Origin of the sequence: Tabrizicola sp. (assembly GCF_022842145.1) — a bacterium.
In the GTDB taxonomy this organism is placed as follows: domain Bacteria; phylum Pseudomonadota; class Alphaproteobacteria; order Rhodobacterales; family Rhodobacteraceae; genus Tabrizicola.
In genome coordinates, this window is the sequence record NZ_JALHQD010000008.1 from 197005 (window position 1) to 210638 (window position 13634).

A 13634-nucleotide genomic window follows, 5' to 3' on the forward strand; every position below is an offset into this window, starting at 1 on the left:
GCCGACAACAACATCCGTCTGTGCGAACAAGTTCCCGTCGGCTCGGAACAGGGAATGGAGCTGTTGCTGCAAAAGCACAATGCCCGCTCACGGCAGCTTGAAGGGCTGTGTTGGCACCCGGCAGTAAACAGCCGAGGAACCTTGGCATTCTGGCCAAGTTTCGCCGGTTCCCTGCGCCTAGACCCGATCTGCCAAATTCAGCCACTCGGATTCGGCGGCTTCAAGGGCTTGCTGACGTTCGTTCAGCGCCTCGGTCGCCTTGCGGAATTTCACCGGCTCGCGCGTGAAAAGGTCGGGGTTGGCCAGCAGTTCTGAAAGCTTGCCAATCTCGCCCTCCAGCCGGGCGATCAGGCCTGGCAGATCGTCAAGGCGCTTGCGTTCGGTGAAGGAAAGCGCGCTGCCACGCGGCGCGGTTTCGATCTTGACGGCGGGCGCACCGTTGCCCCGAGTGGCGGATTTGGCTTCCACGTCCGTGGCTTGAGGCCTTTGGCTTACGTAATCAGACCAGCCTCCGGGATAGACAGTGGCCTTGCCCCCGCCCTCCATCGCCACGGTCGCAGTGGCGATCCGGTCGATGAAATCACGGTCGTGGCTGACCAGAAGCACCGTGCCGTCATAGTCGCTGAGGATATCCTGCAGAAGGTCCAGCGTCTCGACGTCAAGGTCGTTGGTCGGTTCGTCCAGGATCAGAAGGTTCGAGGGCTGCGCCATCAGCTTGGCCAGAAGCAGCCGCGCCCGCTCGCCCCCAGAAAGGCTGCGCACCGGCGCGCGGGCCTGCGCCTCGGCGAAGAGGAAGTCCTTGAGGTAGGCGACCACGTGCTTTGGCTGACCGCGCACCATGACCTGATCCGACGAACCCGAGACGCGCATCAGCGGATCGACGGTCAGGTTGTCCCAAAGGCTGGCGTCAAGGTCGAGGCGGGTGCGGGTCTGGTCGAAGACCGCGATCTCGAGGTTGGTGCCCAGGCTGACGCGTCCGGAGTCCGGTTGAAGTTCGCCAGTCAACAGCTTGAGAAGCGTGGTTTTTCCAACGCCGTTCGGGCCAACGAAAGCCACCCGGTCGCCGCGCAGGATGCGGATCGCGAAGTCCTGGACGATCAGCTTGTCGTCATAGGCCTTGGTCAGCCCCTCGGCCTCGATCACCTTCTTGCCCGAGGTGGGACCGGACTCCAGCGCAAAGGCCGCTGTCCCCTGCCTGCGGATCTGCGCGCCGCGTTCGGCCCGCAGGGCTTGCAGGGCGCGCACCCGGCCCTGGTTGCGCTTGCGCCGGGCGCTGATGCCTTCGACGGCCCATTTCGCCTCGTGCTTGATCTTGCGGTCCAGCTTGTGGCGGGCGTCATCCTCTTCGGCCCAGACCGTCTCGCGCCAGTCCTCGAAGCCCTCAAAACCGGCCTCACGACGGCGCACTTCGCCCCGGTCGATCCAGAGCGTGGCCTTCGACAGCGCGCGCAGGAAGGCGCGGTCGTGGGAGATCAGGACAAAGGCGGTGCGGGTGGTGGAAAGCTCGGCCTCCAGCCACTCGATCGCGTGGATGTCGAGGTGGTTGGTCGGCTCGTCCAGGAGCATCAGTTCGGGCGCCTCGGCCAGCAGCTTGGCGAGTGCGGCGCGGCGGCGTTCCCCGCCGCTGGCGGTTGCGACGGGGGTTTCGGGGTTGAACTTCAACCCCTCGGCCACGACGGCAAGGCGGTAATCCATTCCGTCGGGCAGGTTCGACGCCGCGAAATCGCCCAGGGTCGCAAACCGGGACAGGTCCGGCTCCTGCTCCATGTAGCCCACGGTGACGCCCGGAGGGATGGTGCGGTTGCCACGATCCGGCTCCACCAAACCGGCCATCACCTTCATCAGCGTCGACTTGCCCGACCCGTTGCGGCCGACAAGTGCTATGCGGTCACCGGGCTGGACGGTCAGGGACAGGTCGTCGAAGACCGGGTTGCCGCCGAAGGTCAGCGAGATGCCGGAAAGCTGAAGAAGGGGTGCGCGTGCCATGGCCGCGAGGTAGAGGGGGATTTGATCGGCGTCAACGTCTGGTCATGATCCCCGTTGCACAGTTGCTTGAATGGAGAGACGCATGGCACCCCTCGACGGCATCCTGATCCTGGACCTGACGCATGTGCTGGCGGGGCCCTTCTGCACCCAGACCCTGCAGGACCTGGGCGCGCGGGTGATCAAGGTCGAGCGACCGGGGACAGGCGATGACACCCGCGCCTTCCCGCCCTTCGTCGACGGGGAAAGCGCCTACTTCGCCACGCTGAACGCCGGCAAGCAGTCCATTGCGCTGGACCTGAAGGCTGACACCGACCGGGCAATCTTCGAGCGGCTGGCGGCGCGCGCCGATGTGCTGGTGGAGAACTACCGCCCCGGCGTGATGGCGCGACTGGGCTACGGGTGGGAGGTGCTGCACGCGCGCCATCCGCGGCTGGTCTATGCCTCGGTCTCGGGTTTCGGGCAGACCGGGCCCGATGCGATGAAGCCGGCCTATGACATGGTGGTGCAGGCCCGCGGCGGGGTGATGTCGATCACCGGAGAGTCGGGTGGCCCTCCGGTCCGGGTCGGGGCCAGCATCGGCGACATCGTTGCCGGAATGTATCTGGCGCAAGGGGTGCTTGCGGCGCTTTACCAGCGCGAAAAGACCGGCGAGGGCGCTTTCATCGACGTCGCGATGCTGGACAGCCAGCTTGCGATCCAGGAACACGCCGTCGCCATTGCTTCCGCCACCGGCGTCGCGCCCGGGCCGACAGGCGCGCGGCATCCGACAATCACCCCCTTCGCCACCTACCGCGCGTCGGACGGCTTCGTGGTGATCGCGGCGGGCAATGACGCGATGTTCGGCAAGCTGTGCGACGTCCTGGGCCTGGGCATCGGCGATGACCCGCGTTTTGCCACGAACGCCGCGCGCTGCGAGAACCATGCCTTGATGAAACGGATGATCGAGACGGTGACACTGGTCCAGCCCGTCGCGCATTGGCTGGAAGTGCTGGATCTGGCAGGTCTCCCGACCGCGCGGGTGCAGGACATGGTCGAGGTGCTGGCCGACCCGCAGATACGCGCCCGGAACATGGTCTTGCCGGTGATGCCGCACGCAGGAGGTCCGACCTTCACCGCCACCGGCAACCCGATCAAGATGTCCACCCTGCCCGAGGTCGCCGCCCTGCCCCCGGCGCCACGACTGGACGGCGACAGGGCGGCGATCCTGGCCTGGTTGGACCAGGGTTAGGCCACGACAGCAGCCCGCCCGCGCCGCATCGGCACCAGGAACAGCGCCAGGAACACCAGGTTCGGCACCACGTTCAGCGCCGCCCCCGACGCGACGGAGCCCGTGCTGTCCACTACGAACCAGGCCAGCACGGAGCTGCGAATGATTCCCCGCACGGCATCCGGCGCGCGCTCCAGCGGTTCACCGGCCAGTTGCCAGATCATCAGCCCCCAGCCCAGCATGACCCCACCGCCGATGGCGAAGGCCAGCCGCGTTTCGGGAAGGCCAAGGGTCTGGGCCTGATCCAGCGGCCAGATCAGGATGTCGGCCAGAAGCCGCATCGGCAGGTTCAGCGCCGGAAGCGCCGCCAGCGCCAGCGCCGCCCCGGTGATCATCGTGACACCTGCGGCAAAGCGCAGGCCTTTCTGTTCGGATGTCATCTTCGCTCTCCTTGGTTTGACTGGCGCCAGCAAAGCGCGTGCGGGGAAGCGAACCAATTCCCTGCAAGGTAAGTGTCTTGCTGCTTTGGCCGCGCTAAGCTGGGACATCGAACAGCGGAGGCCCCATGCACGACTTTCCAACCGCGCTTCGTCAGTGGCGACGTGTCCGGCGGCTCAGCCAGTTGGACCTTGCCTCCGAGGCCGAGGTCTCGCCCCGCCACCTGGCCTTTCTGGAAACGGGGCGGTCGCGCCCCTCACGCGGGATGGTCCTGCGGCTGGCGGAGGTGATGGGCCTGCCGCGCGGTGACCAGAACGGCCTTCTGGCGGCCGCAGGGTTCAGCCCGCAATTCCCGGTCCTGCCCTTGGGCGCCGAGGAGATGGCCCAGGTCCGTGCCGCGATGGGCTGGATGATCGACCGCCACGCGCCCTACCCCGCACTGATCCTGGACCGGCTTTGGCGGATCCTGGCGCTGAACGGGCCAGCGCAGCGTCTGTTCGGCCCGGCAGGGTTTACCGAGGGTGCGAGCCTGCTTGACGCCCTCTCCGACCCGACGGTCTTTGCGGGGCTGATCGAAAACTGGGTCGAGGTCGGCCACCACACCGCCTTGCGGCTGAGGGCGGAAAGCACACGCGCGGGCGGGATCGCGGCGCTGGACCGGGCCGTCGCGGCCCTGCTGGCAAACCCCGACATCGCCGCACACCAGCCCCGCTCGACGGGCCGGGCGGTCCTGCCCACGGTCTACCGGATGGGCGAACGGCGGTTGGCTCTGTTTTCCACCTACGCCCAGTTCGGCGCGGCCGAGGAGGTGGCGCTGTCGGACATCAAGATCGAACTGATGTTTCCCGGCGACGACGCGGCCAGGGCGGCACTGGAGGGTCTGGCAGGTTAATCCTGTGTGAGCAGCAATCTGGGTCTCACGCAGTCGCGGAAAGAACGCGGCCGCGCCCGGGCCGCAACTTGGTTGCCTGATGGTGGCAAACCAGCCCCGTTGGGAATCTGTCCGCGGATGTGCAAGGCATTTTGCGGCGGACCTGCGGGCGGTTAGGCGGCGTCCATGCCCGTCCGCAGTCTGGACCCGACCGCCCGATGACGGAATGGCGCTGTCAGTTGCCGCATTCAACCATTGCTGCCCGCTGAACCCGGATTAGAACCGATGCAGAATGACCAGCACGGCTGCCATCCGCATCGACGCGCAGGACTGCGCCCCCGCCCGCTGGGATGATCCGGCGCGTGGCAGCTTAGCGTGGCGGATGCTGATTTCGGCCGATGTGACGCCCACCGCCGGCCTGGTCTGCGGCGTGGCGGAAATGCTTCCGGGCGAGACCTTTGCGCTGCACCGCCATGCCGAGCCCGAGGTCTACTTCGGGCTTGAGGGCGAGGGCATCGTCATGATCGACGGGGTCCCCTATCGGCTGGCGCCCGGCGTGGCACTTTACATCCCCTCGATGGCCGAGCATGGCGTACCCGAGGCCACCGGGCCGCTTCGCTGGTTCTACACCTTCGCCCGCGACCGTTTCGACCAGATCACCTACCACTTCACCCATGAAGACCCCGCTGCGGGGCAGAGGCCTGAATGACTGCCGTATCCGATCAGGACGCACTTGTGATCTTCACCCCCTCGGGCAAGCGGGGGCGCTTTGCGCTTGGCACTCCGGTGCTGACGGCGGCTAGGCAACTGGGGGTGGACCTTGATTCGGTCTGCGGCGGGCGCGGGATCTGTTCCAAGTGCCAGATCACGCCGGGATATGGCGAGTTCTCCAAGCACGGGGTCACGGTCGAGGCTGACGCCCTGTCGGAATGGAACGCGGTCGAGGATCGCTACAAGCGCATCCGCGGGCTGATCGACGGACGCCGTCTTGGCTGTCAGGCGAAGGTCATGGGCGATGTGGTCATCGACGTGCCGCCGGAAAGCCAGGTCCACAAGCAGGTGGTCAGAAAGCGCGTCGAGGCGCGGGAGATCCGGATGGACCCTTCCGTCCACCTGCATTTCGTCGAGGTGGCCGAGCCGGACATGCACGACCCCTCGGGCGATCTGGAACGCCTGTCGGACGCGTTGCGCGACCAGTGGGGGTTCCATGAGGTTACCATCGATCTGCCCATCCTGACCACGCTGCAACCGACCCTGCGCAAGGGCGAGTGGAAGGTTACCGTCGCGCTGCACCAGGTGGCCGCAAGTGACACGCCGCGGATCATGCAGGTCTGGCCGGGGCTTTACGAGGGCTCGATCTACGGGGTGGCGGTGGACCTTGGGTCCACGACCATCGCGGGGCACCTGTGCGATCTGCGCACGGGGGCTGTGGTGGCATCCTCGGGGCTGATGAACCCGCAGATCCGTTTTGGCGAAGACCTGATGAGCCGGGTCAGCTATTCGATGATGAACCCCTCGGGCGCGGCCGAGATGACTTCGGCGGTGCGGCAGGCGATGAACACGCTCTTCGGCCAGCTTTGTGACGAGGCCAAGGTCGAGCGCGCGTTGATCATGGATTCGGTCTTCGTCTGCAACCCGGTGATGCACCACCTGTTTCTCGGGATCGACCCTTACGAGCTGGGCCAGGCGCCCTTCGCGCTGGCAACCTCGAACGCGCTGCGCCTGACCGCGCGGGACCTTGACCTTCAGCTGCATCCGGCGGCGCGGGTCTATCTGCTGCCCTGCATCGCGGGCCATGTCGGCGCTGACGCAGCCGCCGTGGCGCTGTCGGAAGCGCCGGACAAGTCCGAGGACCTGATGCTGGTGGTCGACGTGGGCACCAATGCGGAAATCCTGCTGGGCAACACGACCAAGGTTCTCGCCTGTTCCTCGCCCACCGGCCCGGCCTTCGAGGGTGCGCAGATTTCCAGTGGCCAGCGCGCGGCACCGGGCGCCATCGAGCGGGTGGAAATCGATCCCCTCACCAAGGAGCCGCGCTTCAAGGTGATCGGCAGCGACCTCTGGTCCGACGATCCGGCCTTTGCGGCGGCGACGGCCACGACCGGCATCACCGGCATCTGCGGGTCCGGCATCATCGAGATGGTGGCCGAGATGCGGATTGCGGGGATCGTCGATGCGCAAGGCTTGATCGGATCGCCGGAACAGACCGGGTCGGAGCGGCTGTTTCTGGACGGGCGGACCTACTCCTACCTCGTCCATGACGGCAGCGCCGAGGGTGGCCCGAAGATCACCGTCACCAACCGCGACATCCGGGAAATCCAGATGGCCAAGGCCGCGCTTTACTCGGGCGCGCGCCTCCTGATGGACAAGTTCGAGGTCGACACCGTGGACCGGATCATCCTGGCCGGAGCCTTTGGCGCACACATCAGTCCCAAGCACGCGATGGTGCTGGGGATGATCCCCGACGTGCCCCTGGACAAGGTCTCATCAGCCGGGAACGCCGCCGGGACCGGCGCGCGGATCGCGCTTCTGAACCGGGCCGCGCGGGCCGAGATCGAAGCCACGGTGCGCGACATCCACAAGATCGAGACCGCCATTGAACCGCGCTTTCAGGAGCATTTCGTCAATGCCTCGGCGATCCCGAACGCGGTCGAACCCTTCCCGCATCTGCTTTCGGTGGTGACGCTGCCCGATGTCAACTTCAACGCAAAGACCAGCGGAGACGACGGCGGTCGCAGGCGGCGCAGGGGCTAGGTCGTCGGGCGAAGCCCTTGCACCTGCGGCCGAAATCCTTAACGTCGCCGCATGGATGATCCCGTCGCCGACCTGATCGCAAGATGCGCTGCTGCGGACCGGAATGCGTTCCGCCAGCTTTATCGCGACAGCTCGGCGAAACTCATGGGTGTTCTCTTGCGTATCCTCAAGGAACGCGGAGAGGCGGAGGATGCCTTGCAGGAAGTCTATACACGGGTCTGGTTGCGCGCCGGTCGCTATGATCCGGCGAAGGGCCGGGGCATGACCTGGCTGATCGCCATCGCGCGCAACCTTGCCATCGACCGGCTGCGGGCGCGGCCCGAGGCCACGTCGGACGACGGGCTGGATACCGTGCAGGACAACGCCCCCCGCGCCGAGACGCGTCTTGTGGCCCAGGGCGAGGCACGCCGTATGGCCGATTGCTTCGGCACGCTCGAGCCCGACAAGGCCGAGGCGGTGAAGGGAGCCTATCTGAACGGATTGTCCTACCTGGATCTTGCCGCGCGCCATGCGGTGCCCTTGAACACGATGCGGACCTGGCTGCGGCGCAGTCTTCTGAAGCTGAAGGAGTGTCTGGACACATGACCGACACTCCCCTTACCCCGCAGGAAGCCGAAGACGCGCTGGCCGCCGAATATGTGCTGGGCGTGCTGGACCTTGCCGAGCGCAGCGAAGTCGAGGCGCGGCTCAAGCGCGACGCGGGCTTTGCTGCGCGGGTCACGGCCTGGGAAAACCGACTTGCGGGGCTGAACGACGGTTTCGACGAGGTCCCTGCCCCAAGGCTTTTGCCGCAGATCGAGGCGCGGCTTTTCCCCAAGGCCGCACCCCGTCGCAGGTCGGGTCTGTTCGGCTGGCTGGCCGGGGGGCTGATCGCCGCCTCGCTGGCCCTGGTCAGCGTGACCATCCTGGCCCCGCCCCGGGCCGACCGGGTTGCGACCCTTGCCACCGCCGACAACCGCCTGGCCTATGCGGTCACGCATTTCGGCGGCAGTCTGCAGGTCACCCGCGTGGCCGGGGTCCCTGCCGTCCCGGGTCAGGTGCACGAGCTTTGGGTCATCGCCCCCGGCGCAGCCCCTGTATCGCTGGGTCTCTTGCAGGACCGCCCGCTGGTCGTCGCCTACCCGGTGCCGCCCGCAGGCTTCGTCCTTGCCGTGTCGATCGAACCCGAGGGCGGCTCGCCCACCGGCGCGCCGACCGGGCCGGTGATCCTGACCGCCGAGATCGGCGAGACCTGATCACGAAAACGCGAGCCGGACCCCCGGCTGAAACTTCGTCAAAAAGCTTCCGTTGCTTCGGATGTGAGGCGGGAATGACCCCGCCCGAACCCCGAAGGGAGCTACCGATGAAAGCCTTGAAACTTGCGACCGCGATCCTTGCCCTGTCGACCGGCATGGCACTGGCCGAAAACCCGATGGTGGGCGGCGCTGCGATGTACGAAGACAAGAACATCGTCGAAAACGCGGTCAACTCCAAGGACCACACCACCCTTGTCGCCGCCGTCCAGGCTGCCGGTCTGGTCGAGACGCTGTCGGGTGAAGGCCCCTTCACCGTCTTCGCGCCGACCAACGAAGCCTTTGCCAAGCTGCCCGCGGGCACCGTGGAGACCCTGCTGAAGCCGGAAAACAAGGATCAGCTGACCAAGATCCTGACCTGCCATGTCGTCGCGGCGGACGCGATGTCGGATGCGATCATGAAGATGGTCGATGACGACAAGGGCGCACACCCGGTCAAGACCGTGGGCGGCTGCGAGTTCACCGCGATGTACGAAGGCGACAAGATCATGATCAAGGACGGTCAGGGCAACGTCGCCAACGTCACCATCGCCGACGTCAAGCAGTCGAACGGCGTCATCCACGTGATCGACACGGTCCTGCTGCCGGCCATGTGATCCTGTCATCGGACTGCAGGGATGGTCACTCATCCTTGCGGTCCGGCCCGGGTCCGGGGGTCAAGTCATGTCCCCATCTTGCAACCCTCGGTCTCGGCAGGTCTTCGGGCGCAAGCCCGGAGACCTTTGTTCATTCCGGACAAACGAAAAGGCCGCCCGAAGGCGGCCCTGGGTCCGGGTCTACTCGGCCGCTTCCTTTGGCGGCTCGCCATCGGGCTTTTCGCTCTTTGGCTTGCGCGGTCCGCGCGACCGGCGTGCGCGTTCTTCTTTCTGAGCGGCATCTGGCGCGATGGCCTGCGGTGTTTCCACCTCGGTCCGGCTGCCCGAGGATTCCGGGGTTTCGATCAGCCCGCTGTCGTCGCTGTCCAGCTCGATCACAAGCACCGGTTCCTCGGACGGGAAACTGCGCTCTTCGCGGAAGTCGCGGTTGAAGTCCTGCCGACGCTCGCCCCGGTCGTTGCGGTCGCCGCGATCGCGGTCGTTGCGCTCGCCCCGGTCGCGGCGGTCCTGGCCATCCTGGCGGTCGCCACGGGGCTGACCATTCTGGCCGTTCCCGTTCTGCTGACCACCCTGGTGGCCATTGTGCTGACCGCCTTGCTGGCCGCCCTGCTGACCACCTTGCTGGCCACCTTGCTGGCCACCTTGGCCACCCTGCTGGCCACCGCTTTGCTGGAACTGCTGCTGCCGGGCTTCCTGCTCGGCTGCCATTTCCTTCATCGCTTCGGCCAGCATCCGGGTGTAATGCTCGGCATGCTGCAGGAAGTTCTCGGCCGCCACGCGGTCGTTCGACAACTGGGCGTCGCGCGCCAGCATCTGGTACTTCTCGATGATCTGCTGCGGCGTACCACGGACCTTGCCCTCGGGACCCGAGGAGTCGAAGACGCGGTTGATGATGTTGCCGAGGGTGCGCGGGCGGTTCTGGCTGGAACGCGAGCGTTTCTTGGAGGAGCGCATCTGGTCCTTATGATGGCTTTGGCCTGCGACCGCCGCCCCTCATGGGCAGCAAATCAGGGTCAGCAGGGCCGGGGCAGTATGTCATCGTCAGGTGGGAACCCGCGGCTGACAGAGGTCAATAACCACAGGCTTTCCCATGTGACAAGGGATAATTGTGGATTTGCGGTGGAATCGGCACGGTTCAGGCCGCGCCGCACGCATCACCAGCGGGCTTTACGCCTGCAACAACCCGGTCGCGCCCGTCCATGTCGGGCAGGACCCGGATCTGCTCCAGCCCCGCCTCGGCAAAAAGCGCGCTGACCGCGGGCCCCTGCGTCGGCCCGATCTCGACCAGAAGGCGGCCCCCCGGCATCAACCGCGCCCCTGCCCCGCGGGTGATGGCGCGGTAGGCATCCAGCCCGTCGCCGCCGGGGCTTAACGCGAGGTGCGGCTCCCAGTCGCGGACCTCGGGGGCCAGGGTCGGCATTTCGTCGGCGGCGATATAGGGCGGGTTCGACACGATCAGGTCATAGGCCCCGGTCACGCTGGTCAGCCAGTCGGACTTGCGGAAGCGCGCGCGCGCCTCCAGCCCCAGGTCGCGGGTGTTGCCCATCGCGACCTCAAGTGCTGCGTCCGAGATGTCGGTCCCCAGCCCCCGCGCCAAGGGCATGCCCTTCAGGCAGGACAGAAGGATGCAGCCCGTACCGGTCCCCAGGTCGAGCAGCTTGAGAAACGGCTCGGACAGCGCCTCGGCCACCAGGGTTTCCGTTTCCGGCCGCGGATCAAGGGTGTCGCGCGTGACGCGGAACGACAGCCCCCAGAAAAGGCGCCGCCCGGTGATCTGCGCCACCGGCTGTCGGGCGATCCGGGATTGGAGGGCGGCGTTGTAGTCAGCCTCCTGCGGCGGCGTCATGTCGTCCTGCAGCTTCAGAGTCAGCCGGTCATGGCCGATCCCCAGCGCGTGGGCCAGAAGCACCCGCGCATCGCGGGCAGCATCCTCGATTCCGGCCTCCCGCAACAGCGGAACGGCACGGCGCAGAGCATCCTGGGCGATCATCCCTCCATCTCCGCCAGACGTTCCGCCTGGTCATGCGACACCAGCGCGTCGATGACTTCGGTCAGGTCGCCCGCCATGATCTGCTGCAACGCGTAAAGTGTCAGGTTGATCCGGTGGTCGGTCATCCGGCCCTGCGGGAAGTTGTAGGTCCGGATCCGTTCGGACCTGTCGCCGGAGCCGATCTGGGACTTCCGGTCCGCGGCCCGCGCCGAATGGATACGCTCGCGCTCGGCCTCGTACAGCCGCGAGCGAAGGACCTGCATCGCGATCTCCTTGTTGCGGTGCTGCGACTTTTCCGAGGACGTCACCACGATTCCGGAGGGAATATGGGTTATCCGCACCGCCGAGTCCGTCGTGTTGACGTGCTGCCCGCCCGCCCCGCTGGACCGCATGGTGTCGATCCGGATGTCGTTGGCGGGAATGGAGATTTCAACCTCGTCCGCCTCGGGCAAGACCGCGACCGTCGCCGCCGACGTGTGGATCCGCCCCTGCGCCTCGGTCTCGGGCACCCGCTGCACGCGGTGGACGCCGGATTCGTATTTCATCCGGGCGTAAACGCCCTCGCCCTCGATCAGGGCCGAGAATTCCTTCAGCCCGCCAAGCTCTCCCGCCTGTTCGCTGATGATCTCGAACCGCCAGCCCATCCGTTCGGCATAGCGCTGATACATCCGCGCCAGGTCGCCCGCGAAAAGCGCCGCCTCGTCACCGCCCGTCCCCGGCCGGATCTCGATGATCGCAGGCCGCGCATCGGCGGCGTCCTTCGGCAAAAGCGCCAGCTGCAGGGCCTGCTCCATCTCGGGGATGCGCGACTTCAGCCGGGGCAGTTCCTCCTCGGCCAGCGCCTTCATCTCGGGGTCGGCCAGCATCGCCTCTGCCTCGGCCAGATCGTCCAGCGACCGGCGATAGGCGCGGATCTCGTCCACCACGGGTTTGAGGTCGGTATATTCGCGGCTGATGCGGGCGATCTCGGCCGGAGCTGCCCCGGCATTCAGCTGCGCTTCAAGGAACTCGAAGCGTTCGGTGATCTGCGCAAGTTTGTCCAACGGAACCATGCCGGGGGTTTGGCAGGCAGTCCCCCAAGGGTCAAGGGTCGACCTGCGTGTCCGGTGCCGCTGATGCGTCGGCATAGTGCTTGGCGATCAGCCCCCGCATCCCGCCCACCGCCCGGTCGGTCCAGAACAGCCGGCGCCCGCGTCGATCGGTGATCTCGGCCCCGTCGGGCAGCGCCGCCAATTCCTCGCCCTTGAACTGCACGCCCGGGAAAGTCACCGCGACCAGCCCCGCGCGCCGCTTACGCACCCAGGGCAGGGCCGCACGCAGATGCACCAGCCAACGCCAGGTCTGCATGAACTCGGCCGGGAACTTGACGACGTGGCGGTTCGAGACCGTGCGGACCCGATCTTCCGCCACCCACGAGATGAAGCGGTCATCGGCCCGCATCGGCCCTTTGTGAAGATCCGTCCCCGCCGCCACCAACTCGCGAAACCGCGCCGCGATGAAACCCGCTTGGCCCGGATGAAACACCACGACCGAGGAATTCCCGCGCGCCGCTGTCCTGCCTCCGGTCAGGCGCCTCAGCATCCGCGACACCGCACCGAAGGGCAGGATCGAGGCGGGAAGAAGTCCGACCGTCCCGGGCGTCCGCATCACGTCCAGCACGCACGACAGGTCGCCGAAGACCAGCGTGTCCAGATCGACGTAGACCGCCACCAGATCGTCCGGCACCACACCCGGCTCGAACAGGCACAGCTTGGTGTGGCAGCCACCGCCGCGAAACGCAGGCGCCATGTACCAGGCCGGAATGTCCCTGACCTCGACCCCCGCTTCCAGCCCCTCGCGCGGGCGGTCCGACAGCAGGATCACCCGCTGCAATCCGCGCGCCTCGGACCGGATCGATCGCACCAGGCGGTTGATGTCCCATACCGGATAGCGGTCACCCCAGGCGATCAGCACGCATTGCCAGGACGGATCGGAGCCAAGCATGAAGGAACGACACCTTGTCCAACCTGAGTGCCGCCTCTTCGCATGCAGCCCTGTCCCGCGCAAGGTTTTCGCCGCGGGCTGGGGTCAGCCCTGCGCCAGCGCCGCCTGCCAGACGCGCAGTCGCGCCGCATTCACCCCCATGTCCCCCCGCCCGAAGCGCAGGCGGGCCTGGACGTGAAGCCCGTCCGCCCGCGCCTCGGCGGTGGTAAAGTCGGGAAAGCCCCACAGCGCACTGCGGGTGACCCAGGTGATCCGCCCCTCGTCCGGGCTGCCCGCAAGTCGGGTCGTCCGGGGCGTGGCCAGGGCGATGGCGTCCAGCCGCGCCAGAAGATCGCGCGCGGCCCCGGTCTCCAGCCGCAGGCTGGCCCAGCCTTCGCCCGCCACCACCTCGCCGGCTGGCCCTTCGGCCACAGGCGCCACATGCCAATGGCCGGGGTCCGAGGGCGCAAGGCGAACGTAACCCGCAAAGACCGCGACAACCGCCAGCAGTCCCCAAAGCAGCCAGACCGCCATGCGC

Annotated in this window: 14 protein-coding genes; 7 read left to right on the plus strand and 7 right to left on the minus strand. The window is 66.9% G+C overall.

Translation table 11 applies throughout. The features are described 5' to 3' along the window. Positions 1-177 precede the first annotated feature (177 nt). Positions 178-1986, minus strand: coding sequence for an ABC-F family ATP-binding cassette domain-containing protein (locus Q0C42_RS17860; RefSeq protein ID WP_295079110.1), 1809 nt, complete (start codon positions 1984-1986; stop codon positions 178-180). A gap of 82 nt (positions 1987-2068) precedes the next feature. Between Q0C42_RS17860 and Q0C42_RS17865 the strand changes: the two genes are divergently transcribed. Further along, the gene (locus Q0C42_RS17865) at positions 2069-3214 is read left to right on the plus strand and encodes a CoA transferase (RefSeq protein ID WP_295079113.1); all 1146 of its coding nucleotides are present in this window, start codon (positions 2069-2071) and stop codon (positions 3212-3214) included. Here Q0C42_RS17865 and Q0C42_RS17870 read toward each other — a convergent pair. Beyond that, complete coding sequence (locus Q0C42_RS17870) at positions 3211-3633, minus strand: hypothetical protein (RefSeq protein WP_295079115.1); 423 nt, start codon at positions 3631-3633, stop codon at positions 3211-3213. The genes Q0C42_RS17865 and Q0C42_RS17870 overlap by 4 nt on opposite strands. A 125-nt stretch (positions 3634-3758) precedes the next feature. Here Q0C42_RS17870 and Q0C42_RS17875 point away from each other — a divergent pair, with 125 nt between their 5' ends. The 6 genes from Q0C42_RS17875 to Q0C42_RS17900 all read left to right on the plus strand — a co-directional run bounded on the left by Q0C42_RS17875 (position 3759) and on the right by Q0C42_RS17900 (position 9144). After that, complete coding sequence (locus Q0C42_RS17875; protein ID WP_295079118.1) at positions 3759-4523, plus strand: helix-turn-helix transcriptional regulator; 765 nt, start codon at positions 3759-3761, stop codon at positions 4521-4523. 271 nt (positions 4524-4794) lie between these two features. Further along, a complete protein-coding gene (locus Q0C42_RS17880) occupies positions 4795-5211 on the plus strand; it encodes a cupin domain-containing protein (RefSeq protein WP_295079120.1) in 417 nt (138 codons plus the stop codon). Next, positions 5208-7256 carry an ASKHA domain-containing protein gene (locus tag Q0C42_RS17885; RefSeq protein WP_295079123.1) on the plus strand — a complete coding sequence of 683 codons (2049 nt, stop codon included), beginning with the start codon at positions 5208-5210 and terminating at the stop codon, positions 7254-7256. Before Q0C42_RS17880 ends, Q0C42_RS17885 begins: the two co-directional genes overlap by 4 nt. A 51-nt stretch (positions 7257-7307) precedes the next feature. Next, the gene (locus Q0C42_RS17890) at positions 7308-7841 is read left to right on the plus strand and encodes a sigma-70 family RNA polymerase sigma factor (RefSeq protein WP_295079126.1); all 534 of its coding nucleotides are present in this window, start codon (positions 7308-7310) and stop codon (positions 7839-7841) included. Then, positions 7838-8491: an anti-sigma factor gene (locus tag Q0C42_RS17895; protein ID WP_295079129.1), complete on the plus strand. Its 654-nt coding sequence runs from the start codon at positions 7838-7840 to the stop codon at positions 8489-8491. The genes Q0C42_RS17890 and Q0C42_RS17895 overlap by 4 nt, the downstream gene beginning before the upstream one ends. Positions 8492-8598: 107 nt before the next feature. Then, positions 8599-9144 carry a fasciclin domain-containing protein gene (locus Q0C42_RS17900; RefSeq protein WP_295079132.1) on the plus strand — a complete coding sequence of 182 codons (546 nt, stop codon included), beginning with the start codon at positions 8599-8601 and terminating at the stop codon, positions 9142-9144. 180 nt (positions 9145-9324) lie between these two features. Here the strand turns inward: Q0C42_RS17900 and Q0C42_RS17905 are convergent, their stop codons facing one another. From Q0C42_RS17905 to Q0C42_RS17925, 5 genes are all read right to left on the minus strand, one after another. Next, the gene (locus Q0C42_RS17905) at positions 9325-10098 is read right to left on the minus strand and encodes a DUF4167 domain-containing protein (protein ID WP_295079135.1); all 774 of its coding nucleotides are present in this window, start codon (positions 10096-10098) and stop codon (positions 9325-9327) included. A 181-nt stretch (positions 10099-10279) separates the two neighbouring features. Further along, entirely contained in the window at positions 10280-11134 is an 855-nt protein-coding gene (gene prmC / locus Q0C42_RS17910) for a peptide chain release factor N(5)-glutamine methyltransferase (protein ID WP_295079138.1), read from the minus strand. Next, positions 11131-12186, minus strand: coding sequence for a peptide chain release factor 1 (gene prfA, locus Q0C42_RS17915; RefSeq protein WP_295079141.1), 1056 nt, complete (start codon positions 12184-12186; stop codon positions 11131-11133). The genes prmC and prfA overlap by 4 nt, the downstream gene beginning before the upstream one ends. A 31-nt stretch (positions 12187-12217) precedes the next feature. Beyond that, positions 12218-13117 (minus strand): hypothetical protein, encoded by a 900-nt coding sequence (locus Q0C42_RS17920; protein WP_295079144.1) that lies wholly within the window; start codon positions 13115-13117, stop codon positions 12218-12220. 84 nt (positions 13118-13201) lie between these two features. Next, positions 13202-13630, minus strand: a complete 429-nt coding sequence (locus tag Q0C42_RS17925; protein WP_295079147.1) for a DUF1499 domain-containing protein — start codon at positions 13628-13630, stop codon at positions 13202-13204. Positions 13631-13634: the final 4 nt, after the last annotated feature.